The sequence below is a fragment of the Castellaniella sp. genome (assembly GCF_049651205.1).
In the GTDB taxonomy this organism is placed as follows: domain Bacteria; phylum Pseudomonadota; class Gammaproteobacteria; order Burkholderiales; family Burkholderiaceae_B; genus Castellaniella.
Genome location: NZ_JBASBR010000004.1, coordinates 473397 through 495603, shown reverse-complemented (window position 1 = coordinate 495603; position 22207 = coordinate 473397). Strand labels below are relative to the sequence as shown.

The following is a 22207-nucleotide window of genomic DNA, read 5'->3' as shown; positions in this document are numbered from 1 at the left end:
GAGCAGGAGGCGACATGTGTCACATCTATTCCAGCACAGATCCGATTCTCTACGAATCACGCAGCCGGTCTGTGCGCATCGATCGCGTAGTCACCAGCATCAAGCTGGAAAATCTCTTCTGGGATATTCTGTCCCAGATGGCTCACGAAGAAAGCGTCACCACCAATCAGCTGATTTCCCGGCTGCATGACGAGGTGTTTGCCAGTGGTCACGAGGTCGCCAATTTTGCCTCTTTCCTGCGGGTTACCTGTTTGCGGTATTTCGAGCTGCGCTGCCGCTCGATCCGTGATGCCGGCCGGGTGCTCGAGCGCTCGGCGTCTGTCCCCGAGGTTCAGCGTGTGGGTACGGATGTGCTGGCCGCGATGCCCGTAGCTGGGCGCACTTTGGGCTGGGACGATTAATTTTTCATTCTTGCAATGCTTCAAATTTCAAGGAGATCATGATGGCCAAGAAACTATTGATGCTGGTGGGTGATTACGCCGAAGATTACGAAACCATGGTGCCTTTTCAGGCCCTGCAGGCGGTGGGCCACACAGTGCATGCGGTATGTCCGGGCAAGAAATCCGGAGACACCATTGCCACGGCCATCCATGATTTCGAAGGTGCACAAACCTATAGCGAGAAGCGTGGGCATAATTTCACGCTCAATGCCGATTTCGACCAAGTAGACGTTGCGCACTACGATGGCCTGGTGATTGTCGGCGGGCGCGCCCCCGAATACCTGCGCCTGAATGACAAATTGCTGGATATGGTGCGGGCGTTTGATGCAGCCAAAAAGCCCATTGCGTCGATCTGTCATGGTGCGCAGATTCTTGCGGCGGCTGGCATCCTCAAGGGGCGTACCTGCTCGGCGTATCCCGCCTGCGCACCCGAAGTTCGTCTGGCGGGGGGCACGTATGCCGAGATCGGCATCGACCAGGCGCACACCGATGGGCACTTGGTAACCGCACCCGCCTGGCCGGCCCATCCTGCCTGGCTGGCGCAGTTCCTGGCGGTGCTGGGTACGCGCATCTCGCACTAGGTGTTTGTTACGGGTGCCGCCGTCTGGCCGGCACCCGTCTGGCATGGGCATTCATCGGTGTCTTCTCTCATAACGAGCTTGGCGTGGGCTGGTAATTGAGGCTAGACTGATCCATAAAAAAGATCAGGCCCTTTGTATGGCCCATCCAGGAGACATTCGCATGTCCAGCAGTTCGTCTGCACCAGAAACAACGCTTCAGTTCGATTACGTCATTGTTGGGGCCGGATCGGCAGGTTGCCTGTTGGCCAATCGCCTTTCCAAACAGCATCGTGTGCTGCTGATCGAAGCCGGTGGTCCGGATGATTGGCGCTGGATCCACATCCCGGTGGGGTATCTGTACTGCATCGGCAATCCGCGCACCGATTGGTGCTATCACACACAACCCGATCCCGGCCTCAATTACCGCTCTTTGGGTTATCCACGCGGGCGTGTGCTGGGCGGGTCGTCTTCCATCAACGGCATGTTGTACCTGCGCGGGCAAGCTGCCGATTACGACCACTGGCAGTCGCTCGGTAATCCGGGTTGGAGCTGGCAGGATGTATTACCGCTGTTTCGGGATGTCGAAGACCACTACGGTGGTGAAAGCGAGTTCCACGGAGCCTCGGGTACCTGGCGGGTAGAGTCCCAGCGTTTGCGTTGGGCTGTACTCGACGCGTTTCGTGATGCGGCGGCACAGGCCGGCATCCAGCGCACGCCCGATTTCAACCGGGGCGACAACGAAGGCTGCAATTATTTCGAAGTCAATCAGCGGCGTGGTGTGCGCTGGAACGCAGCCAAGGCATTTTTGCACCCCGTCATGAACCGCGCCAATCTGCAGGTGCTTACCGGTGCCCGCGTCGAGCGCATCGAGTTCTCCGGGCGCCGTGCTACCGGCGTAGCGTTTGTGCAAGATGGCCAGCGCCGCCATGCCGTGGCGGGGCGCGAGCTCATCCTCGCGGCTGGGTCTATTGGCTCACCGCAATTGCTGCAGGTGTCGGGGGTCGGGCCCGCAGAGCGCCTGCGCCAGCTGGGGGTTCCAGTGGTGCACGATCTTCCCGGGGTGGGCGAAAACCTGCAAGATCACCTGCAGCTGCGCATGATCTATCGCTTGTCCAAGGGAATGACACTCAATACCCTGGCCAATGCCTGGTGGGGCAAGGTATATATGGGGTTGCAATATGCCCTGTTTCGCCGTGGTCCGTTATCCATGGCGCCGTCTCAGCTGGGGGCGTTTGCGCGTTCTGATGCGTCTCGGACGCGGGCCAATCTCGAATACCACGTGCAGCCCTTGTCGCTGGATAAATTTGGCGATCCTCTGCACCGGTTTCCGGCGCTCACGGCATCTATCTGCAATCTGCAACCCAGCAGCCGGGGGTATGTGCGTATTACCTCGCCCAATGTGGCCGATCACCCCGATATTCTGTGCAATTATCTGCAAACCTCTGAAGATCGTGCCGTGGCTGCCGACGCCCTGCGCCTTACCCGGCGCATCATGACGCAGCCCGCCATGGCGCCCTATCAGCCGCAAGAGTACCTGCCTGGCGAAGCCGTGCAAACACAGGCCCAGCTCGAATCCGCGGCGGGCGATATCGGCACCACCATTTTCCATCCCGTCGGGACATGTAAAATGGGCGTCGATCCTTTGGCGGTGGTCGATCCTCAGCTTCGTGTCCGGGGTATCGAAAACCTGCGGGTGATCGATGCGTCGATCATGCCAGTGATCACGTCAGGCAATACCAATTCGCCCACCATCATGATCGCCGAAAAAGGCGCGCGCATGATTTTAAGCGGCGCCTGACACCCTCCTGGCAAACCCAAAGGCCGTCAGGCAATCCTGTGGTGCCTGTGTTGTCCCTCGCAATACAGGTCATTCGAAGACACCCCTTTACCGGACTCGGACATGGTCAGTCACACCGAAGTCGTGGCCAGCATACTGTTTGCCATTGCTATCATCCATACATTTTCTGTTCCCGTCTTTGCGCGCCTCGCCAATAAGGGTGGACGCCACGCTGGCTTGTGGCACATGCTCTCTGAAGTCGAGGCCGTGTTTGGCGTCTGGGCCTGTGCGCTGTTTGTCTGGATGGCCCTCACGCTTGGGGTCAAGGGTGCAGTCGACTATCTCGATACACGCAACTTTACCGAACCCGCCTTTGTGTTTGTGATCATGGTGGTGGCCGCCAGCCGGCCCATCATCGAGTTGATCCGCATGGCGGTGGAAGTCGTTGCTCGGGCGTTGCCTATTAACAACGAACTCTCTCGCTTCTTTGTCATCCTGACGCTTGTGCCGCTATCGGGGTCACTGATCACCGAACCCGCCGCCATGACGCTGGCTGCGTTGCTGCTGCGCCAGGCGTATTTTTGTCGTCCCGGGCAGGATGGTTTCAAGTACCTGGCCATCGGGGTGCTGTTCGTCAATGTCTCGATTGGTGGTGTGTTAACCGCTTACGCGGCTCCTCCGGTCTTGATGGTGGCAAATACGTTTGGCTGGGACACGGCCTTCATGGCCACCCATTTTGGCTGGCGTGCTGTTGTGGCCGTGCTGTTCAACGGTCTGGTGCTTACCTGGATTTGCCGTCCTTTTTTGCTCAATGGCGATATCGGCGGTGTGCCGGCCGACACCCGGCCGCCAGTGTCCCGCACGGTCATCCTCGTCCATGTACTCTTTTTGCTGGCGGTGGTGCTGTCTTCGCATCACATCAAGATCTTCCTGGGGCTGCTGGTGCTCTTTATGGGCTATGCCCATGCCTATAAGCGCCATCAGTCGCCTCTGCTCTTGCGTGAGGGGCTGATGGTGGGCTTCTTTCTGGCCGGTCTGGTGGTGTTGGGCGGTTTGCAGCAGTGGTGGTTGCAGGATCTGCTGGCAGGTCTGTCGCCCCTGGCGCTGTATGTGGGCGCTACAGCGCTCACAGCGGTTACTGATAATGCCGCACTGACATATCTGGGCTCTCTGGTCGAGGGTACCGATGAGCTTTGGCGCTATATGCTGGTGGCGGGTGCGGTCACCGGAGGCGGCCTGACAGTTATCGCCAATGCACCTAACCCGGCGGGCTTTTCAATTCTCAAAGGCTGCTTCAGCGATGGTTCAATCTCGCCGCTGAAGCTGCTGGGGTCAGCTGCTGTTCCTACGCTGGTGGCAGCCGTGATGTTCATGCTGCCCAATGCCTTCAGTTAAATAATCCTTGCAAAAAGGACTAGAATTCAGGCAGTTGAGATTTACAGGACAAGATTGTGCCTATTTATGTTTACCGGTGCAGCCAGTGTGGCCATCAGCAAGACGTGCTGCAGAAAATTTCTGACCCACGCCTGAGCACCTGCCCGGCCTGTGGTCAGGAAACCTACGAAAAACAAGTGACTGCAGCCGGTTTCCGGCTCAAAGGCTCGGGTTGGTACGAAACCGATTTCCGCGGTAAGTCCGGGTCGCACTCCGAAGGCGTGCTGGGCTCATCCAGCCACTCAGATGCTGCCTCTGGCGGAAATTCAAACACCACACCCGCCAGTGGGACGTCGACGGGCGCAACCAACACGGCGTCTTCGGGCGGCACTGCGTCGTCGTCGGCCAGCACGGCCTCTTCAGGCAGTTCGTCTGCCTCACCGGCTTAAGGCCTGTCACAGGACCCATGCGATTTTTCAAACGCTATTTCGTCACCGGGCTGCTGATCTGGCTGCCTCTGGTGATCACCGTCTGGGTGCTGCTGATGCTGGCAAATACCCTGGATTCTCTGGTGCCTTCGTTTTTGTCGCCAGAAGTTTTGTTTGGTGTGGCTATTCCGGGTTTCGAGCTCGTTCTGGTGCTGTTGATCATCCTGATCACAGGCCTGCTGTGCGCCAATTTTATTGGCCGTGCCATTTTGTCCCGCTGGGAATCCCTGTTGGGTCGCATCCCGTTGGTGCGCTCCATTTATAATTCAGTCAAACAGGTCAGCGATACCGTGTTTGCGCCCAACGGCCAGGCATTCAGACAGGCAGTGCTGGTGCAGTATCCACGCCAGGGTGCCTGGACCATCGGCTTTCTTACCGGCACACCCTGCGAAGAAGTCTCGAAGTGGCTGGTTGACGATTTCATCAGCGTGTATGTTCCCACCACGCCAAATCCTACGTCGGGGTTTTTTCTGATGATGCCGCGTGGCGATGTCCAGGTGCTCGAGATGTCTGTGGATGCCGCCCTGAAGTACGTCGTGTCGATGGGTGTCGTCGCCCCGCCGGTGTTGCCTCAACCTGGCACGCCATTGCCCCCGGATACGCCTGACGTGTCTCTGTCATCACATTAACCGGCAGTATTGCTTTCAAATTTCCCGGAGTTTTTCTTGAACCGTACCTGCTACACCGGTGAGGTGTCCAAATCCCACCTCGACCAGACCGTCACTTTGTTTGGCTGGGTGCATCGTCGTCGCGACCACGGCGGCGTGATCTTCATCGATCTGCGCGATCGTGCCGGCCTGGCACAAATCGTGGTTGATCCCGACAATCAGGCTGTATTTTGCACAGCAGAACGTATCCGCAACGAGTACTGCCTGCGTATTACGGGGCTGGTGCGCATGCGCCCCGAGGGCACGCGCAATCCCGATCTTCAATCGGGCGATGTTGAGATTCTCTGCCGCGAGCTTGAAATCCTTAATCCTTCGGTCACCCCGCCGTTCCAGCTGGACGATGACAATCTGTCTGAAACCACGCGCCTGACGCACCGGGTACTTGATCTGCGCCGGCCGCAGATGCAACGCAATCTGATGCTGCGCTATCGGGTGTCGATGGTGGCGCGCAACTATCTGGATAAGCTGGGCTTCATCGACATCGAAACCCCGATGCTCACGCGCAGCACCCCCGAAGGTGCACGTGATTATCTGGTGCCGTCGCGCGTCAATCCGGGCGAGTTCTTTGCCCTGCCGCAGTCGCCGCAGTTGTTCAAGCAAATGTTGATGGTCGCCGGTTTCGATCGTTACTACCAGATCACCAAGTGCTTTCGCGACGAAGATCTCCGCGCCGACCGGCAACCCGAATTCACCCAGATCGACTGTGAAACCTCCTTCCTCAACGAAGTCGAGATCCGTGAGATCTTCGAGGGTATGGTTCGCGAAATCTATCGTCAGGTGCTCGATGTTGCCCTGCCGGCTTTCCCTGTGATGGGCTGGGACGAGGCCATGCGTCGCTATGGCTCCGATAAACCCGATCTGCGCATTAATCTCGAGTTCACTGATGTGGCCGACCTGATGCAGGATGTGGATTTCAAGGTGTTCTCGGGCCCGGCCAAAGATCCGGCCTGCCGCGTGGTGGCCTTGCGGGTGCCGGGAGGTGCCAGCATGCCGCGCAGCGAAATCGATGCCTACACCCAGTTTGTTGGTATCTATGGTGCCCGTGGCCTGGCCTACATCAAGGTCAACGACGCCTCGGCCATCCCCGAGGGCCTGCAGTCGCCCATCGTCAAAAATATCCACGCCCAGGCGCTTCAAGGTCTGATCCAGCGCACCGGTGCTCAAAATGGCGATCTCATCTTTTTTGGCGCCGATCGCAGCAAAGTGGTCAACGACGCCATTGGTGCCTTGCGCGTCAAAATCGGCCTTAGCGAGTTTGGCCGTCAGCAGGGTCTGTTCCAGGCCGGCTGGAAACCGCTTTGGGTGGTGGATTTTCCCATGTTCGAGTACGACGAGGCCGAAAACCGCTATACCGCAGCGCATCACCCGTTTACCTGCCCGAAGGCAGGCCACGAAGACTTCCTCGAAACCGATCCCGGCAAGGCATTGGCCCGAGCCTACGATATGGTCATGAATGGCTGGGAAGTCGGTGGTGGCTCCGAGCGTATTCACCGTGCTGATGTCCAAACCAAGGTGTTTAAAGCGCTCAAGATCGACGAAGAAGAAGCACGTGCCAAGTTTGGTTTCTTGCTGGATGCCCTGCAGTTTGGCGCACCGCCGCATGGTGGCTTGGCGTTCGGTCTGGATCGTCTGGTTACCCTGATGGCCGGCGCAGATTCCATCCGCGACGTCATCGCATTTCCCAAAACTCAGCGAGCACAGGACCTTCTCGTTCAGGCGCCGTCTCCTGTCGACGAAAAACAGCTTCGAGAACTGCATATTCGTCTGCGCCAGACCGAGGCCAAGTAAGCCAGGAGCACCGGGCCATGGCAGTTGTACGGGTCATCAGCTATAACATTCACAAGGGGCGCTCGGCTTCGGGTGGACGTGAGTCGCTTTCAGATTTGCGGCTGGGGCTCTACGGGCTGCGCCCCGATCTCCTGTTTTTGCAAGAGGTGCAGGGGCGCAACCAGCGCCAGGGCAGCCTGGATGCGCAACACGAATCCCTGGCGGCAGCCATGCATATGGATGCCGTATATGGCCGTAACGCCATCCGTACCGCGACAGACCACGGCAATGCCCTGTTGTCGCGGTTTCCCATTCTGTACCACGAGAATCAGGATATTTCCGATCACCGCCTTGAACAGCGCGGGCTGTTGCATGGTGTCGTGCAGGTCGAGCAGTCACGGGTGCATTGCATCGTGGTGCATCTGGGCTTGCTGGCGGGCGGACGAACCCGCCAGGTACAGGCGCTGGCTGACCGCATTTCTCGTCTGGTGCCTGATGATGAACCCCTGCTCATTGCGGGAGACTTCAATGATTGGAATAATCGTCTGGCGCCTCTGTTCGTTCAGCAGCTGGGGTTGGTCGAGGTGTTTGCAGCCGCGCCTCAGGGCACGGATGAAATCTATCGTCTGCGTCATCGTGTGGCACAGTTGCGCTTGAGGATGCCGTGGTTGTCAGGGCCTCGGATAGGCCCCTCGCCAGCCCTGTCGATGTCAGGGCATTCTGCCCGCCTGACGCCGCCGCCCCGTACCTTTCCGTCGGTGTTTCCGTGGTTGCGCCTTGATCGCATCTACCAGCGTGGGTTTGCCGTGCGCCGTGCGCGGGTACTGCATGGCGCCCCCTGGAAAAAGCTGTCGGATCACGCGCCCTTGGTGGCGGATCTCGAACTGCCCTGACCCTGCTTGCCGTCACGCCGGTAACGGAACTTCTCCGTCTGCCTGTTGTCCAATTCACATCGCAAGGAAATTAGCACTCCACCATATAGAGTGCTAACATAAAACCCGTCTCCCAAAGGATTACCCCATGAGCCACACATCATCCTCCCTGGTGTTGGCGCCGGCCCAGCTTGCGCAGGCCATCTCCAACCCAGGCGCTTTGGGCACCATTGAAGCTTACATTGGTGCCGTTAACCGTTTGCCGATGTTGTCCGCCCAGCAAGAAGCCGATCTCGGCCATCGCTTGCGCGACAATAACGATCTCGATGCAGCCCGAGAACTTGTCCTGTCACATCTGCGGCTGGTGGTTTCGGTGGCGCGTCAGTACCTGGGGTATGGTCTGGCACACGCCGACCTCATTCAGGAGGGCAATATCGGGCTGATGAAAGCGGTGCGCCGGTTTGATCCCGATCGCGGAGTGCGTCTGGTGTCCTTTGCCGTGCACTGGATCCGCGCAGAGATCCACGAATACGTGGTTCGTAACTGGCGTTTGGTAAAGATTGCCACCACCAAGGCTCAGCGCAAGCTGTTCTTCAATCTGCGGCGTATGCGGCCGGATGGCCACTCTCTGGCGCCAGACCAGATGGAAGATATTGCCCGCGAGCTTAATGTGCGCCAGGAAGACGTTGCCGAAATGGAAGTCCGGTTGTCTGGTGGCGATTGCGCCCTGGATGCACCCGCAGGGGACGAAGACCATTTCGCACCGATCGGCTGGCTCTCGGATGTCTCTCAGGCCCCTGATCAGGTGTTGGCTCGCCGCAGCATGGATACCTTGCAGAGTCAGGGTCTTGCAGACGCGCTTGATACGCTTGACGAGCGCTCACAGCACATCGTCAAGTCTCGTTGGCTGGCTGATGACGGCGGTGCCACCTTGCACGAGCTGGCTGCCCAGTATGGCATCTCTGCCGAACGTGTCCGCCAGATCGAGGTCGCGGCACTTAAAAAGCTGCGCTTGGCGCTGGCCGATCAGCAGCCTGATTTTCAGGCAGCCTGAGGGCATATCCCAGCAGTTGGCTCGGCCTGAGGCCGCAGACGCTGTCACGACCATTTACATCTTGATGGGGCACAGCACTGAACCTTTCGGGCAGACACCAGACTAACTGGATATGGGCAGTTGCCAGGCTTGCTGGCCGTGCGCTGCCTGTCGTCCGGTTCAGCTTCTCCTCTTCCCCTCTCTATCGGGCCGGATGTTCACAGGATGCCTTTTTGGCATCCTGTTTTTTGCCCAGTGGTGCCTCGTGGCATACTGACGTACCGAAACCTGTTCAGTCATCATGAAAATAGGCCTTCTGGTCTTTGGCCTGGCCGGCTTGCTGGCCCTTATTTCATTTATGCCACCCCTGGCTGGGCGTCTACGCCTGCCTTACTCAGTTTTGCTGGCCATTGTGGGGTTTGTGCTGGGTGTCATCATCCACGTACATGGCTGGGCACCTGGCGTCGTCGCGGATTTCCTCGATTCTCTCCAGCATTTCGAGATTTCGTCCGAGACCTTCCTCTACGTATTTCTGCCAGTGCTGCTCTTTGAGACTTCACTGGCTATGAATATCCGGCGGTTGATGGATGACATCAGCCCGATTCTGGTCATGGCGATTGTTGCGGTGGTGGTGTGCACCGTGGTGGTGGGCTTTTCGATCTCGGCCATTTCACAGTACGGGCTGATTGTCTGCCTGATGCTGGGCGCTATTGTTGCCACAACTGATCCTGTGGCCGTGGTCGGGATCTTTCGCGAGGTGGGGGCGCCGCGACGTCTCACGACGCTGGTCGAGGGCGAGTCCCTGTTCAATGATGCCGCGTCGATTGCACTGTACTCGGTGCTGCTCAGCGTGATGTTTACAGGCGGCGAAGTCTCCATGACCCAAGTGGCCCGCAGCTTTGTGCTCAGCTTTGTGGGCGGAGGCCTGGCTGGCTTTGCGATGGGGCGACTGGCCACAACACTGTTTGGCTGGCTGCGGGGCTGGCCGGCGGCCGAAGTGACGCTTACCGTGGCATTGGCCTATCTCACATTCTTTATCGCCGAGCACTACCTGGGTGTCTCGGGCGTGGTGGCTACTGTGATTGCCGGTTTGGTGGTGGGGTCAAATGGCCGTACACGGATGTCTCCCACCACCTTTGAACAGTTGGAAGGAGCCTGGGCACAGTTTGGCTTTTGGGCCAATTCGCTGATCTTTCTGTTTGCCGCCATGCTGATCCCGCGGATGATGGCGGAGATCACCTGGATGCAAGTCTTTCTTATCCTGGTGGTGTTTGTGGCAACCCTGTTTGCCCGTGCCGTGATGGTGTATGGATTGCTGCCCTTGCTGGGGCGCCTGCGTTTAAGCACACAGGTGAGCCCCGCCTACCGGGCAGTGATGCTGCTGGGTGGCTTGCGTGGTGCGGTGTCGCTGGCTTTGGCTTTGGCGGTTACCGAGCAGCCAGCCGTGCCGCACGAGGCGCGTCAGTTTATTGCGGTGGTCACCACCGGTTTCGTGTTGATGACGCTTTTCATCAATGGGCTTACCTTGCGGCCCCTGATCGCCCGGCTGGGCTTGGATCAACTGTCGGTGGTCGATCGCACCTTGCGCGACCAGGCCCAGATTGTCGAGCTTGAAGCCCTGCGTGAGCGTATCGATGAAATCGGGCGCAATGAGCATATCGGGCAAGAGGTGCTCGACCGCCTGAGTGCTGTCTTTGATGCCAGCCAGGCGGGGATAGACACGGCACAGGTGCATCAGCTCACCCAAGAGCAAAAAGTGACTGTGGGGATGGGTATTCTGGCTGGCCGCGAGGAAGAGATGTTTTTCGAGACACTCAAGGCACAGGTGGTGGATTGGCGTACGGCAGAATCCCTTCTGGCCCGGGCAGAACGCATGGGGGATGCCGTGCGCACGGGCGGCCTGGCTGGCTTCGAATCCGCGTTGGAGGGCGACTTGCGATATGCGACAGCATTGCGGGTCGGGCTTCGGTTGCATCATATTACTGGCCGGCCTTTTTGGCTGGCTCAGGCGCTGGCGCAGCGCTTTACCAATCTGATGTGCAAGTGGGCTGTCGCGCACCGTCTGATCCGCTTTGCGCGTGATGACGTGCAGCCTTTGCTGGGGCCTGACGTAACCAAGATTATCATCGCCGCACATCGACGGCGGTTAGCTTTGCTGGAGGGCGCGCTGCAGGCCATGACCTTGCAGTATCCAGGCTATGCCCAGCATTTGCAAGAGGCCTATCTGGCACGGATGGCGCGATCAATGGAGCGCATACGTTATCGCGACATGTTGGCGCAAAACCTGATCAGTGGCGAAACCTATTCCGATCTTGTCAAGCAGGTGGAAACCCGTTGGGCCCCCCTTGAAAAGCATGGTGCCCTGGATATTGCCTTGGCTGCGGAGGCGTTAGTTGAGCGGGTGAGCTTCTTTGAGGGGTTGGACGACGCAACCAGATCTGCCATCTGCAAGGTGCTGAAGCCACGCTTGGCGTTTCCCGGGCAAGATATCCCCACGCGGGTGGGACGCAGCCGCGCCATGTACTTTGTGGCATCCGGGGCCGTAGTGCTGGATTTACCCGATAACACCACCGCAGAGCTTGGCAGTGGTCAGATCTTTGGCGAGATGGCCTTGGCCATGGATCATGATTTTCAGGCACGAGTCCGCTCTTTGGGCTATAGCCGCTTGTTGATGCTGCACGAGCGCGATTTCAAGAAACTGCTGGCGCGTTTTCCTGATTTGCGTGACAAGATCGATGCAATCGTGCGTCAGCGTATGCGGGCGGTTGAGGTCTGGCAGCAGTTTCAGTCGGGTGAGCGGCAACATGAGCCCTTGCCAGATTTAACGGCGGTGGCCGCTACAAACATTGAGGGTGAGGAAGTGCTGCTTGCCGCGGCCGCGGATACAGACACATCTGTGGCCAAAGATGTACTGTCAGAAGAAGCACTGGCAAAAGAGGTACCGTCCGAGCGCTTGACGACAGAGCCGCCGGCGGCAGACGATGCGGCAGGCACTACAGCAAAAGCTTGATGTCGTGAGCCATGTCTTCGGGGGTTAACGAAGGCCCCAGCAGCGCACGGGCTTCGCCCTGAATATCCATCAGGTAAAACGCCGACGAGTGGTTCATGGCGTATTGCTCGGGGGTTGGCCCGGCTTCTTTGGCGTAAAACGCCTTAAATGACCGCGCGGTTTTCTCGAGTTGCTCTGGCGTGCCGGTAAGGCCAATGAAATTGGGATCAAATACCTGCACATAGGCTTGCAGCACCGGCGGGGTGTCGCGGGCGGGATCCACAGAAATCATGATGACCTGCACCTTGCTGGCGTCTTTGCCCAGCAGTTGCAGTGCCTGTGCCGCCTGTGCCATGGCTGTGGGGCAGACATCGGGGCATTGCGTGTAGCCAAAGAACACCATCAGCACCTTGCCGGAAAAATCGGCCAGTGTTTTGTGCTGACCATGGGTGTCGGTCATGTCGAGATCGCGGCCCAAGTGGGTACCGGTGATGTCGCTGCCCTCGAAGGGCAGGGGTTTGGCTTCGGAAGAGCAGCCCAGCAGGGCCAATGGAACGCTTGCAAGCAAGCCTGCCAGCACGGTGCGGCGGGCAGGTAAAAAAGAGACAGACATACATTACCTATGTGGCCAGGGGGCTGGGCTGGCCCCGAGGACGCAGAGGGTTAGGTTGCCAGTGCCAACCCGACCCAGTGATCCAGAAGCAGTGCTGCAAAAAGCAGCGCCAGATACAAAATCGAGTACCAGAACAGTTTACGCGCTCTGGCGTCGGAATAGTGGCGATACACCCCCCAGGACTGCCAGACGAAGTAGCCACTGAGCAGGCAGGCGGCGACAAGATAGGCCGGGCCGCTCATGCGGATGACATACGGCAGCAGCGATGCGGCAAACAGCACGACGCTGTAGAGCAGGACGTGCAACTGCGTGAAATTCATCCCATGGGTAACCGGCAGCATGGGCAGGCCGGATTCTTCGTAGTCGTGGTGGCGATACAGGGCCAGCGCCCAGAAGTGGGGTGGTGTCCAGATGAAGATGATGAGGACAAGAATCCAGGCCTCGGCGGGTACGGCATCGGCCATGGCAGCCCAGCCCAGCGCCGGCGGCATGGCACCCGAGAAGCCCCCGATGACAATGTTTTGCGGGGTAAGCGGCTTGAGGATGGCGGTGTAGATAAGGGCATAGCCCACAAAAGTGGCAAACGTAAGCCACATGGTGAGGGCATTGACCCACATATTGAGAATGAACATGCCCGCGCCGCCCAGCACACCGGCCATCAGCAGCACCTGATTGGGGGTGATTTCGCCAGATGCCGTGGCACGCCGGGCCGTGCGCCGCATGCGGGCATCGGTTTCGCGCTCGATCAGGCAATTGACTGAAAATGCCGCTGCAGCCAGCAGCCAGATACCCGCGGTAGCGGCTGCAACGCGCAGGAGATCGGGCAGGCCGGGCACTGCCAGAAACATGCCGATAACGGCGCAAAACACGGCCAGCTGGGTGACGCGTGGTTTGGTAAGCACCAGATATTGATGCAGCAGCGAAGGTGAAGAGGAATGCGGGTTGGCGGTGGTGCTTGTCATGGTGTCATTCTAGGCGTGTTGATGGCCTCTGCCGCTAGGGGGTTTCCCTGCTCGGGACAGACGCCACAGCAGTGTGGTGCTGACCAGTACCAAAGCGGCTGCCCCGCCATTGTGGATCACGGCAATCAGTAGCGGCCATTGGAAGAAAATCGTGGTGAGGCCGGTAAGCAATTGCAGTGCCAGCAGTGCCAGCAGGGCACGTGCGGGGCCTTTCAGGCCGGAGGTATGGCGCCAGCGCCAGGCCAGAACACCCAACAGGGCAATGACCAGAAAGGCGAAATTGCGATGTGTCCAGTGGATGGCCGTCAGGGCGTCCTGGCTGATGATTTCGCCCGAGGAGGCCTGGCCCAGGCCGCGCAGCAATGCAAAGCCGCTGTCAAAGTCCATGGTGGGTAGCCAGGCGCCATGGCAGGTGGGGAAATCCATGCAGGCCAGCGCTGCATAGTTGGTGCTTACCCAACCACCCAGGGCCAGCTGCAAAAATAGTACGACAAAGCCCAATACCATCCAGATACGGCCGTTACCGGCGTGTGCTGGTACTGCCGCGTGTGATTTTTCGCGAGCTGCCAGCCAGGTCAGCATGGCCAGAAGGCTCATGCCCAACACCAGGTGCGTGGTCACCACCACGGGCATCAGGCGATGGGTGACTGTCCAGGCGCCAAAAGCCCCTTGCAGGCACACCAGTCCAAAAATCACGGTTGCCAGCGTGGGGCGATAGGGCAGGCTGCGTCGCAGACGCCAGGCCAGAACCATAAAGCCGATGATCAGCATGCCCAGGATGGCCCCCGCATAGCGGTGGATCATCTCGATCCAGGCCTGAAACGCGCTGACCGGGCCGTAGGGCATGGCTTCGAGGGCTTGCTGAATAGAGGCGTGTGCCCCCAGCGGCGTGAAGTGCCCATAGCAGCCGGGCCAGTCGGGACAGCCCAGGCCCGAGTCGGTCAGGCGCACGAAGGCGCCAAACATGATCAGATCGAATGTCAGGAATGCAGCCAGAAAGACAAGCGTCCGGTAGGTTCGGATTCCTCTGGGTGCAGCCGCCGTTGCGGTTGATGCAGGCTGTGAAGTGTGGTGCGCCACGTAAACGCCTTAGCCGATGCGCGAATTCTTAAGCAGCACGCGGATATCGTCGCGTACGCCTTCGGGATCCTGGCCGTCAGGAAACATCATCATCAGGTGCCCGAGTGGGTCGATGATCCACATGCCGGTGGACAAGGCTGCGGTGGGGTCTGCCGCATCCGGCACCAACCAGGCAGCCAGTTGCGTAGGGTCGGCCCGCAACACATGAGTACCGACATAAGCCTCCGCAACAACCGGTGCAACGGGGGCGTCATCAGTAACCAGCAGGATGCGGTTTATGCGATCAACCTCTTTGCCCTGACTGGCGTGCGAATTACGCAGCACGAACAGTCCGCGCACGCAGGTTTCGGGGCATGCGCCCGGGCCTGTGCTGAGCAGGATCCACTGGCCCTTGAGCTGATTCAGATCGTAGGGTTTGCCGTCGAGCTCTTGCAAGGACAGTTGCTTGGGGATTTCTCTTTGGGGCTCGATGAGCTGGCCGTAATGAGGCTGTGAAGGCGGCCGCAGCCCAAGAGATGGGGCATAGTAGGCAAGCAGGGCAAAGACCACGGGGGCGATGCTGATCAGCAAAATGGCATACACCGGCATCATCGAGCGGTGTCGGGCAGTCGTGGTGGTCATGAGAGGGAATCGTCCGAAGTAGAGAGAGATTTGCGTCGCAGGGTGCGCCATAGTGTGATGGCTGCCGCGATCAGGGCGATGGCTGCAAAACTGGACCATTGCAGCGCATAGTTGTAGTTTTGGCCAGCGTTTTCCGAGGGGCCGGGCCACTCCTGGATCAGGCCGGCATCCTTGGTGGGGGATTGCTGGATAATCACGGGCAATACCGTGAGGCTGGTGGCTTTGGCAAAGGCGTCCAGCGACAAATTCTGCAGGGCCGGCACTGTGCCGTCTGCAGGTGGAAACGGCTGAGGCAAGGTATTATCCGGCGTGCCTGTAAAGACGCCTAGATCCAGCAGGCGGGGAATATGATGCAACAACGTGCCGTTTATTGTCACCAAGCCTTCAGTGGCATACAGCAAGGGCAGTTTTGCAGGCGGCATCGGGCGCGGTAACCAGCCACGCAATACCAGCACGACCGTTTGTGCAGCATCCTGCAGTGCCAGTGGAGTGGCTACCCAAAAGCCGGGCCGGCCCTTTAGGTTACGATTATCCAGCAGTACAGTTAAGGGATTAAGCCAGTGGCCCCGTACAGTAGCACGATGCCAATCGGGGCCATCGGTTTGCGAAGCAGAAAGAACCAGCGGTGCTGCCTGCTGGCCCGCCAGGCGGGCGGCATGGATGGCTTCACGGGTGTGGGCACGACGCAGCTGCCATTGGGCGGCTGCGATACAAATTGAGCCCAGCGCAACCAGCAACACGATGGCTACCCAGGCCTTGGTCCGTGATGTAGGGTGCTGCTGGGTCATAAAGGAAACTATCCATGAAAGTGCTGATTGTCATCCTGTTTCTGGCGATCGTCGCCAGTCTGGGCTCAGCCCTGATCTTTTTGATGCAGGACCGTGGCGGCAGCAACCGGATGGCCTGGGCCTTAACCTGGCGTGTCGGGCTGTCGATTGTGCTGTTTTTATTTTTGCTGTTGGCCCATGCCCTGGGGTGGATTGACGCAACTGGCGTGCCGGTTACCGCAAGGTAAGCCGACACGCCCAAACAGCTTAAATCCAGTAAACAAAAATATACAGGCCCAGCCAGACGACGTCGACAAAGTGCCAATACCATGCGGCGCCTTCAAAGCCAAAGTGATGTTTCGGCGTAAAGTGCCCGCGCACCAGCCGGAACCAGATCACGGTTAGCATGGTAGCGCCCAGAATCACGTGGAACCCGTGAAAACCGGTAAGCATGTAGAACAGCGCGCCAAATGCCCCTGAAGTAAACCGCAGGTTGAGCTCGGTGTACGCATGGTGGTACTCGTATGCCTGGCAGGCCACAAAGGCGAAGCCCAGCAGCACGGTAATTCCGAGCCAGACGATGGTTTTGCTGCGATTGGCTGCACGCAGTGCGTGGTGTGCAATGGTAAGGGTAAGGCCCGAGGTAAGCAGTAGTGCCGTGTTGATGGTAGGCAGCCAGAAAGGCCCGACAGACTCAAATGGAGCAATCGTGCCGGCCGGCCCGAAATTGGGCCAGGTGCCTGTAAACCCGGGCCACAGCAGTGTTTGCGTATCGAGGTTGCTGAGCCACGGTGTGGAGACTTCGCGGGTGTACCAAAGGGCGCCGAAAAACGCCGAGAAGAACATCACCTCGGAGAAAATAAACCACGTCATGCTCCAGCGATAGGAGCGGTCGATGTGATGACTGTTAAGCCCGCCTTCGGATTCGCGAATGGCGTCACCAAACCAGCCAAACAGCACGAGGAACAGACACAGGATGCCTGCCGCGCACAGCCATGGGCCGATGGTGTAATTGTTAACCCACAAGGCCGCCCCCACCAGGGTAGCCAGCATGCAGAGGCTGCCACGGATGGGATGGACGGAATTGGGCGGGACGTAGTAGTAAGGAGCCTTGCCGCTATGTGCCGTCTGTGCCACTGTCATGATGCTTCTCCTCGATTTTTTGTGTTCTAGGCTGCCACCAGCCACACGGCCAGCAACAGCAGCAATACGAAAACCAGACCCCCCAGCAACCCCGCTACCACGATGTGGCCTGGCCCAATCTGGGAGAGGTCTTCGTCGTGGCCGGAGCGCTTGCGCAAGCCCAAAAATGCCCAGGCGATGGTGCGCAGCGATCGCAGGAAACTGCCAGGACCTGTGCTCACCCAACAGCCCCGTACAAGTTGGCGCGTACAAACGTCCAGACCAGGATGGCCACTGCGAAGAGGCCCAAAATCAATCCCAGGCGGCGATTGCGACGACGTTGTTCAGGGGTCATGTCAGGTATCCGTGGTTATAGGTGTCAGCCTTCGTATTGCGGCGGCGTGACAAAGGTGTGGTAAGGGGCTGGCGAAGGCACTGTCCACTCGAGGCCTTCGGCGCTTTCCCAGGGGCTGGCCGCCACGGTGGGGCCTTTGCTGCGCACGGCCTTGACCACTGCCCAGACGAAGATCAGTTGCGAGAACCCGAACCAGAATGCACCAATGGTGGAAATCTGGTGGAAGGTGGTGAACTGTGCGGCGTAGTCGGCGTAGCGGCGTGGCATGCCGGCCAGGCCCAGGAAGTGCATCGGGAAGAACGCGATATTGAAGGAGATCATGCTGCTCCAGAAGTGCAGCTTGCCAAGGCGTTCGTCGTACATGTGCCCGCACCACTTGGGCAGCCAGTAGTAGGCCGCGCCAAAGAGCGCAAATAGTGAACCGGCCACCAGCACATAGTGGAAGTGAGCCACCACGTAGTAGGTGTCTTGTGCCTGTATGTCGATGGGGGCGATGGCCACCACCAGACCCGTAAAGCCCCCGATGGTAAACACGAAGATGAAGCCGATGGCCCACAGCATGGGGGTTTCGAAGGTCATGGAGCCGCGCCACATGGTGGCTGTCCAGTTGAAGACCTTGACCCCGGTGGGGATGGAAATCAGCATCGTGCCGTACATAAAGAACAGCTGTGCGGTAACCGGCATACCGGTGGTGAACATGTGGTGCGCCCAGACCAGGAAGGACAGGATCGCGATAGCGCAGATGGCGTACACCATGGAGGAGTAGCCAAACAGACGTTTACGGGCAAAGGTGGGGATGATCTGCGACACGATGCCGAAGGCCGGCAAGATCATGATGTAGACCTCGGGGTGCCCGAAGAACCAGAAAATATGCTGATACAGCACCGGATCGCCGCCGCCCGCAGCGTTAAAGAAGTGTGTGCCGAAGTGGCGGTCGGTGAGCAGCATGGTGACGGCAGCAGCCAACACAGGCATCACGGCCAGCAGCAGATAGGCGGTAACCAGCCACGACCAGCAGAACAGGGGCATTTTCATGAGGGACATGCCCGGTGCCCGCATATTGAGGATGGTGACGATGATGTTGATGGCCCCCATGATGGACGAGGCGCCCAGCACGTGCACGGCGAAGATGGCGAAGTCCATGCCTGGGCCCATCTGCAGCGACAAGGGCGCGTACATGGTCCAGCCGGAGGCGTTGGCACCGCCCGGCACGAAGAACGAGGTAGTCAGCAAAATGGCGCCCACGGGCAACAGCCAGAAGCTGAAGTTGTTCATCCGGGCAAAGGCCATGTCAGAGGCGCCGATTTGCAGCGGAATCATCCAGTTGGCAAAGCCCACGAAGGCCGGCATGATGGCGCCGAAAATCATGATCAGGCCATGCATGGTGGTGAACTGGTTGAAGAGCTCTGGCTGGAAGAACTGGATGCCAGGCTCGAAAAGCTCGGTGCGCAGCAAAAGGGCCAGGGTGCCGCCCTCAAGCAACATGCAGAACGAGAAAATCATGTACATCGTTCCGATGTCTTTGTGGTTTGTGGCGAAAACCCAGCGCCGCCACCCCGTTGGAACGTGGTGGTGTGCGTGGTCGTCATGACCCACAGTGGGCGGAATGTGGTCTGCGGTGACGCTGCTCATTATTGCCTCCTTCGAGGACGCGCCGCACGTTGGCGACGCGGAAATATCAGTTAATCGATGTGTTCGGGGTGCGGGTCATCAGCGCAGGGCCTTGACATCCGAGGGCTGGACGACGGGGTCGGGCCCTTGTCCGGCGTTGTCCCAGGCGTTGCGGGTATAGGTGATGACAGCAGCCAGTTGCACGTCGCTGAGCTGGTCACGGAACGCCGCCATTGCGGTGCCCGGGTGGCCGTTGAGTTCGGTGAGGATCTGCTCTTTCATGGGTGCCAGAACGTATTTTTTATCGCCATTGAGCGCTGGGAAGGTGCCCGGGATACCCTGACCGTTGGCCTGGTGACAGGCGACGCAGTTGGCGGCAAAAACCTCTTTGCCCTTGGCGACGAGTTCTTCTTTGGTCCATTTCTTGTTGGGATCTTCGGTGACAGCTGCCATCTTGGATTTTTGTTCGTCAGCCCACTTGGCGTAGTCTTCGGCGGATTTGACCTCGACCACAATAGGCATGTAGGCGTGGTTTTTACCGCAGAGCTCGGCGCACTGGCCGCGGTATGTGCCTACTTTCTCGGCACGAAACCAGGTGTCGCGCAGGTAGCCTGGGACGGCATCCTGCTTTACGCCGAAATCAGGCACCATCCAGGCGTGGATGACGTCGGAGGCAGTGAGCACGATACGAACTTTTTTGTCGACGGGCACCACCAGAGGGTTGTCGACTTCAAGCAGGTAGGTATTGCTTTTGGGCTCTGTGCCGTCGATTTGCGCTTGCGGGGTAGAAAGCGTGGAAAGGAAATGCACACCAGTGGCGGGGCCATCGATGTATTCGTAGCCCCATTTCCATTGATAGCCCGTCACCTTGACGGTGAGGTCGGCGCCACTGGTGTCTTTCATGGCGACGACCGTCCGGCTGGCGGGGATGGCCATGCCGATAATGATGAGGAACGGGATGACCGTCCAGGTGAGCTCTATGGAGAGGTTTTCATCAAACTTTGCAGCCTTGTAGCCCTTGGACTTGCGGTGGTTGATGATGGAGTACAGCATCGTCCCGAACACGCCGATGAAGATGATCGTACAGATGATCATGATCATCCAGTGCAGCGAGTAGATCTCGTGGGAGATCGGGGTGACCCCGCGCGTGACGTTTATTTGGTCGACCGCCGGGCCGCCTGGAATGTCCTGTACCTGTGCTGTTGCAGCGCTTACCCACAGCAGCGCACCCATGCCCAACAACCTTCTGACCATCTTCATGTTGTCCCTCTGGTTAGTGTGTTCTTTGGGCGGGTTGACCTTCGTCAAAGACACACGAGGGAAAGACAGGCCCTGCACACATAAATCGGATCGTCAGACCGTAAAATCAAAGTGATTGCGGCCTGCGATGCCCTTATAAGCTTGAAGGGATTATAGCCAAGCGTTGCGGCTTGTACAGTTCTGCGGGCTACTGTTTTCCCTAGTTTAACGGTGTTTGCCGCGTGGTGGCCGGGTTTCTCCCTATCCGGTTCAGGCTTCCACTACAATGCTCCGATGAGCCTCGATTCTGCGGTTTTTACCCTCGACGACATCCTTGCGCGCAACGCGCGGCTAGTGCGTCGTGCGCAGCAGTTGCCTCCGCCCGGCGCGCGTCCTGTCACGCTGTGCAGTCGTGTGGCTGGCTGGATCAACGATCCTGTTCTCACAGCCATCGCCGATCACCCCGCGGTCCACATCGAGCCTGAAGCCGTTCATGTCAATCCCGGGATGGCGGCCCGTTCCGGGCTGGACACGGTGCTGCGTGATCTGGCCGAAGCCTTGCAAAAAGCCGGCCGTATCCGCCACTGGCGCAACGAGCAGCTTGACGTCGTGGCTGAGGGGCGCTTGCTGGGATGCATCGAGCGGGGTGCTGTTCGGCCGCTGGGCCTGCTGACCCACGCGATACATCTCAATGCCTGGGCGCCGGATGGCCGTCTGTGGGTTGCTCGCCGTGCACTGAACAAATCCACCGATCCTGGTCTGTGGGACACCCTGTCCGGTGGGCTGGTGTCTGCCGGCGAGGATCCTGAAGCCGCACTGTTGCGCGAATCCTACGAAGAAGCCGGGCTGGCTGCCGTCGAGCTCTCCAGCCATCAGGCTTTGCGTACGGTGCTGCGGATGCACCGGCGTTTGCCGGATGGTTATCAGGTTGAGAATGTCAGTGTCAGCGACTGCGTTCTGGATGCAGCGGCCGTGCCCACCAACCTGGATGGTGAGGTGCTTGAATTCCGTTGCCTTGCCCTGCCTGACCTCTGGTCGATGCTGACGCAAGGGGCTTTTACCCTAGAGGCTGATCTCTGTATCCTTGATTCTCTACGCCGGCGCCTGGAGGCGCCGGCTGCGCTTGGTCTGTAGTTTGATTCGTGCCGGCATGCTGCTGGCGGAGGTAAACACCATCATGGCTCAAGATTCTTCTAATCCTTTTGTGCTTCCGGGCTTTGGCCAACAAGGCGAGGCAGCCGGCAACCCGCTGCTGGCGGGCCTGGACATGATGCGCCAGGCCTGGCAAAACATGGCAGCCGGCAAGTTGCCGGATGCACCGACCGGCATGCCGTCGATGTCTCTTGAAGACCTCGAACGGCGCATCCGCGAGTTGCAGACCGTGCAAAACTGGCTGCAGCTGAATGCCACCATGCTGGCCAGCACTATTCAGGGGCTGGAGATTCAGCGCAGCACGCTGCAAACCCTGCAATCTTTGTCGGGTGGCGCGTTTGCTTCGGCGGGTGCCCGCAAAGGCCGCGCCCAGGATAAGCAGGCTGCCAGCGCATCTGCAGCTGAGGATACCGGCGGGCAAGCCTATGTTCAGGCTGCCTCCGATTGGTGGAACCTCGTGCAGCAACAATTTGAGCATCTGCGTGAGGCCACGGCTGCCAGCATCGATGAAATGGCTGAAGCTGGCCAGGCGGCAGCCGCGGCCGCAACCGCCCCCAAGGCTGCTGCGCGCAAGGCTGCGCCAAAACGCAGCAAATCCGCTGCCAGCAAGCCGGCTGCCAAAGCCTCCAGCCGCAAGCCGGCCGCCAGAGCATCTGCCAGCCGCAACACCAACACCCGCAAATCCCGTCCTTCCTGATTCACCGCCTCGTTGCGGTT

23 protein-coding genes are annotated in these 22207 nt (G+C 59.0%); 13 read left to right on the top strand and 10 right to left on the bottom strand.

What is annotated here, in order from left to right:
• Nucleotides 1–14 precede the first annotated feature (14 nt).
• The 10 genes from WA928_RS03455 to WA928_RS03410 all read left to right on the top strand — a co-directional run bounded on the left by WA928_RS03455 (nucleotide 15) and on the right by WA928_RS03410 (nucleotide 11989).
• Complete coding sequence (locus tag WA928_RS03455; protein ID WP_424299538.1) at nucleotides 15–401, top strand: ribbon-helix-helix domain-containing protein; 387 nt, start codon at nucleotides 15–17, stop codon at nucleotides 399–401.
• 41 nt (nucleotides 402–442) lie between these two features.
• Nucleotides 443–1021 carry a DJ-1/PfpI family protein gene (locus WA928_RS03450; protein WP_350380245.1) on the top strand — a complete coding sequence of 193 codons (579 nt, stop codon included), beginning with the start codon at nucleotides 443–445 and terminating at the stop codon, nucleotides 1019–1021.
• A 160-nt stretch (nucleotides 1022–1181) separates the two neighbouring features.
• Nucleotides 1182–2798, top strand: coding sequence for a GMC family oxidoreductase (locus tag WA928_RS03445; protein ID WP_424299535.1), 1617 nt, complete (start codon nucleotides 1182–1184; stop codon nucleotides 2796–2798).
• 102 nt (nucleotides 2799–2900) lie between these two features.
• Nucleotides 2901–4172: a putative Na+/H+ antiporter gene (locus WA928_RS03440; protein WP_424299532.1), complete on the top strand. Its 1272-nt coding sequence runs from the start codon at nucleotides 2901–2903 to the stop codon at nucleotides 4170–4172.
• Nucleotides 4173–4228: 56 nt separating this feature from the next.
• A complete protein-coding gene (locus WA928_RS03435; RefSeq protein ID WP_424299529.1) occupies nucleotides 4229–4600 on the top strand; it encodes an FmdB family zinc ribbon protein in 372 nt (123 codons plus the stop codon).
• A gap of 17 nt (nucleotides 4601–4617) precedes the next feature.
• Nucleotides 4618–5268 (top strand): DUF502 domain-containing protein, encoded by a 651-nt coding sequence (locus WA928_RS03430; RefSeq protein WP_424299526.1) that lies wholly within the window; start codon nucleotides 4618–4620, stop codon nucleotides 5266–5268.
• 36 nt (nucleotides 5269–5304) lie between these two features.
• On the top strand, nucleotides 5305–7095 hold the full coding sequence (gene aspS, locus WA928_RS03425) for an aspartate--tRNA ligase (protein WP_424299523.1): 1791 nt from the start codon (nucleotides 5305–5307) through the stop codon (nucleotides 7093–7095).
• Nucleotides 7096–7112: 17 nt separating this feature from the next.
• Complete coding sequence (locus tag WA928_RS03420) at nucleotides 7113–7967, top strand: endonuclease/exonuclease/phosphatase family protein (protein ID WP_424299520.1); 855 nt, start codon at nucleotides 7113–7115, stop codon at nucleotides 7965–7967.
• A gap of 127 nt (nucleotides 7968–8094) precedes the next feature.
• Entirely contained in the window at nucleotides 8095–9000 is a 906-nt protein-coding gene (gene rpoH / locus WA928_RS03415; protein WP_424299517.1) for an RNA polymerase sigma factor RpoH, read from the top strand.
• 280 nt (nucleotides 9001–9280) lie between these two features.
• A complete protein-coding gene (locus tag WA928_RS03410; protein ID WP_424299514.1) occupies nucleotides 9281–11989 on the top strand; it encodes a cation:proton antiporter in 2709 nt (902 codons plus the stop codon).
• On the opposite strand, the gene WA928_RS03405 is transcribed toward WA928_RS03410, so the two are convergent.
• The 5 genes from WA928_RS03405 to WA928_RS03385 all read right to left on the bottom strand — a co-directional run bounded on the left by WA928_RS03405 (nucleotide 11973) and on the right by WA928_RS03385 (nucleotide 16032).
• Nucleotides 11973–12581: an SCO family protein gene (locus WA928_RS03405; protein ID WP_350380107.1), complete on the bottom strand. Its 609-nt coding sequence runs from the start codon at nucleotides 12579–12581 to the stop codon at nucleotides 11973–11975. The genes WA928_RS03410 and WA928_RS03405 overlap by 17 nt on opposite strands.
• Before the next feature lie 50 nt (nucleotides 12582–12631).
• A complete protein-coding gene (gene cyoE / locus WA928_RS03400) occupies nucleotides 12632–13543 on the bottom strand; it encodes a heme o synthase (protein WP_350380105.1) in 912 nt (303 codons plus the stop codon).
• A gap of 9 nt (nucleotides 13544–13552) precedes the next feature.
• The gene (locus tag WA928_RS03395) at nucleotides 13553–14566 is read right to left on the bottom strand and encodes a COX15/CtaA family protein (RefSeq protein ID WP_424299627.1); all 1014 of its coding nucleotides are present in this window, start codon (nucleotides 14564–14566) and stop codon (nucleotides 13553–13555) included.
• Nucleotides 14567–14632: 66 nt separating this feature from the next.
• Nucleotides 14633–15244 (bottom strand): SCO family protein, encoded by a 612-nt coding sequence (locus WA928_RS03390; RefSeq protein ID WP_424299510.1) that lies wholly within the window; start codon nucleotides 15242–15244, stop codon nucleotides 14633–14635.
• Nucleotides 15241–16032, bottom strand: coding sequence for an SURF1 family protein (locus WA928_RS03385; RefSeq protein WP_424299507.1), 792 nt, complete (start codon nucleotides 16030–16032; stop codon nucleotides 15241–15243). The genes WA928_RS03390 and WA928_RS03385 overlap by 4 nt, the downstream gene beginning before the upstream one ends.
• Nucleotides 16033–16046: 14 nt before the next feature.
• On the opposite strand from WA928_RS03385, the gene WA928_RS03380 reads away from it, so the two are divergent.
• Nucleotides 16047–16259 (top strand): twin transmembrane helix small protein, encoded by a 213-nt coding sequence (locus WA928_RS03380; protein ID WP_350380098.1) that lies wholly within the window; start codon nucleotides 16047–16049, stop codon nucleotides 16257–16259.
• 19 nt (nucleotides 16260–16278) lie between these two features.
• Here the strand turns inward: WA928_RS03380 and WA928_RS03375 are convergent, their stop codons facing one another.
• From WA928_RS03375 to coxB, 5 genes are all read right to left on the bottom strand, one after another.
• Nucleotides 16279–17154 (bottom strand): cytochrome c oxidase subunit 3, encoded by an 876-nt coding sequence (locus WA928_RS03375; RefSeq protein ID WP_350380096.1) that lies wholly within the window; start codon nucleotides 17152–17154, stop codon nucleotides 16279–16281.
• 26 nt (nucleotides 17155–17180) lie between these two features.
• Nucleotides 17181–17375 carry a DUF2970 domain-containing protein gene (locus WA928_RS03370; protein ID WP_350380093.1) on the bottom strand — a complete coding sequence of 65 codons (195 nt, stop codon included), beginning with the start codon at nucleotides 17373–17375 and terminating at the stop codon, nucleotides 17181–17183.
• Nucleotides 17372–17488, bottom strand: coding sequence for a cytochrome oxidase small assembly protein (locus WA928_RS03365; RefSeq protein ID WP_350380090.1), 117 nt, complete (start codon nucleotides 17486–17488; stop codon nucleotides 17372–17374). Before WA928_RS03365 ends, WA928_RS03370 begins: the two co-directional genes overlap by 4 nt.
• Nucleotides 17489–17512: 24 nt before the next feature.
• Entirely contained in the window at nucleotides 17513–19120 is a 1608-nt protein-coding gene (gene ctaD, locus WA928_RS03360; RefSeq protein ID WP_424299502.1) for a cytochrome c oxidase subunit I, read from the bottom strand.
• 78 nt (nucleotides 19121–19198) lie between these two features.
• The gene (gene coxB, locus WA928_RS03355) at nucleotides 19199–20359 is read right to left on the bottom strand and encodes a cytochrome c oxidase subunit II (protein ID WP_424299499.1); all 1161 of its coding nucleotides are present in this window, start codon (nucleotides 20357–20359) and stop codon (nucleotides 19199–19201) included.
• Between the two features lie 273 nt (nucleotides 20360–20632).
• Between coxB and WA928_RS03350 the strand changes: the two genes are divergently transcribed.
• Entirely contained in the window at nucleotides 20633–21472 is an 840-nt protein-coding gene (locus WA928_RS03350) for an NUDIX hydrolase (protein ID WP_424299496.1), read from the top strand.
• 43 nt (nucleotides 21473–21515) lie between these two features.
• Complete coding sequence (locus tag WA928_RS03345; protein WP_424299493.1) at nucleotides 21516–22187, top strand: PhaM family polyhydroxyalkanoate granule multifunctional regulatory protein; 672 nt, start codon at nucleotides 21516–21518, stop codon at nucleotides 22185–22187.
• The last annotated feature ends 20 nt before the right edge of the window (nucleotides 22188–22207 follow it).

What these genes read in the sequence shown, in the direction of transcription:
- WA928_RS03390 (WP_424299510.1), bottom strand. Translation starts at nt 15,244, where the DNA reads ATGACCACCACGACTGCCCGACACCGCTCGATGATGCCGGTGTATGCC.
- coxB (WP_424299499.1), bottom strand. Translation starts at nt 20,359, where the DNA reads ATGAAGATGGTCAGAAGGTTGTTGGGCATGGGTGCGCTGCTGTGGGTA.
- WA928_RS03430 (WP_424299526.1), top strand. Translation starts at nt 4,618, where the DNA reads ATGCGATTTTTCAAACGCTATTTCGTCACCGGGCTGCTGATCTGGCTG.
- WA928_RS03420 (WP_424299520.1), top strand. Translation starts at nt 7,113, where the DNA reads ATGGCAGTTGTACGGGTCATCAGCTATAACATTCACAAGGGGCGCTCG.
- WA928_RS03375 (WP_350380096.1), bottom strand. Translation starts at nt 17,154, where the DNA reads ATGACAGTGGCACAGACGGCACATAGCGGCAAGGCTCCTTACTACTAC.
- WA928_RS03455 (WP_424299538.1), top strand. Translation starts at nt 15, where the DNA reads ATGTGTCACATCTATTCCAGCACAGATCCGATTCTCTACGAATCACGC.
- WA928_RS03445 (WP_424299535.1), top strand. Translation starts at nt 1,182, where the DNA reads ATGTCCAGCAGTTCGTCTGCACCAGAAACAACGCTTCAGTTCGATTAC.
- WA928_RS03385 (WP_424299507.1), bottom strand. Translation starts at nt 16,032, where the DNA reads ATGACCCAGCAGCACCCTACATCACGGACCAAGGCCTGGGTAGCCATC.
- WA928_RS03380 (WP_350380098.1), top strand. Translation starts at nt 16,047, where the DNA reads ATGAAAGTGCTGATTGTCATCCTGTTTCTGGCGATCGTCGCCAGTCTG.
- cyoE (WP_350380105.1), bottom strand. Translation starts at nt 13,543, where the DNA reads ATGACAAGCACCACCGCCAACCCGCATTCCTCTTCACCTTCGCTGCTG.
- WA928_RS03405 (WP_350380107.1), bottom strand. Translation starts at nt 12,581, where the DNA reads ATGTCTGTCTCTTTTTTACCTGCCCGCCGCACCGTGCTGGCAGGCTTG.
- rpoH (WP_424299517.1), top strand. Translation starts at nt 8,095, where the DNA reads ATGAGCCACACATCATCCTCCCTGGTGTTGGCGCCGGCCCAGCTTGCG.
- WA928_RS03350 (WP_424299496.1), top strand. Translation starts at nt 20,633, where the DNA reads ATGAGCCTCGATTCTGCGGTTTTTACCCTCGACGACATCCTTGCGCGC.
- WA928_RS03450 (WP_350380245.1), top strand. Translation starts at nt 443, where the DNA reads ATGGCCAAGAAACTATTGATGCTGGTGGGTGATTACGCCGAAGATTAC.
- ctaD (WP_424299502.1), bottom strand. Translation starts at nt 19,120, where the DNA reads ATGAGCAGCGTCACCGCAGACCACATTCCGCCCACTGTGGGTCATGAC.
- WA928_RS03365 (WP_350380090.1), bottom strand. Translation starts at nt 17,488, where the DNA reads ATGACCCCTGAACAACGTCGTCGCAATCGCCGCCTGGGATTGATTTTG.
- WA928_RS03345 (WP_424299493.1), top strand. Translation starts at nt 21,516, where the DNA reads ATGGCTCAAGATTCTTCTAATCCTTTTGTGCTTCCGGGCTTTGGCCAA.
- WA928_RS03410 (WP_424299514.1), top strand. Translation starts at nt 9,281, where the DNA reads ATGAAAATAGGCCTTCTGGTCTTTGGCCTGGCCGGCTTGCTGGCCCTT.
- WA928_RS03440 (WP_424299532.1), top strand. Translation starts at nt 2,901, where the DNA reads ATGGTCAGTCACACCGAAGTCGTGGCCAGCATACTGTTTGCCATTGCT.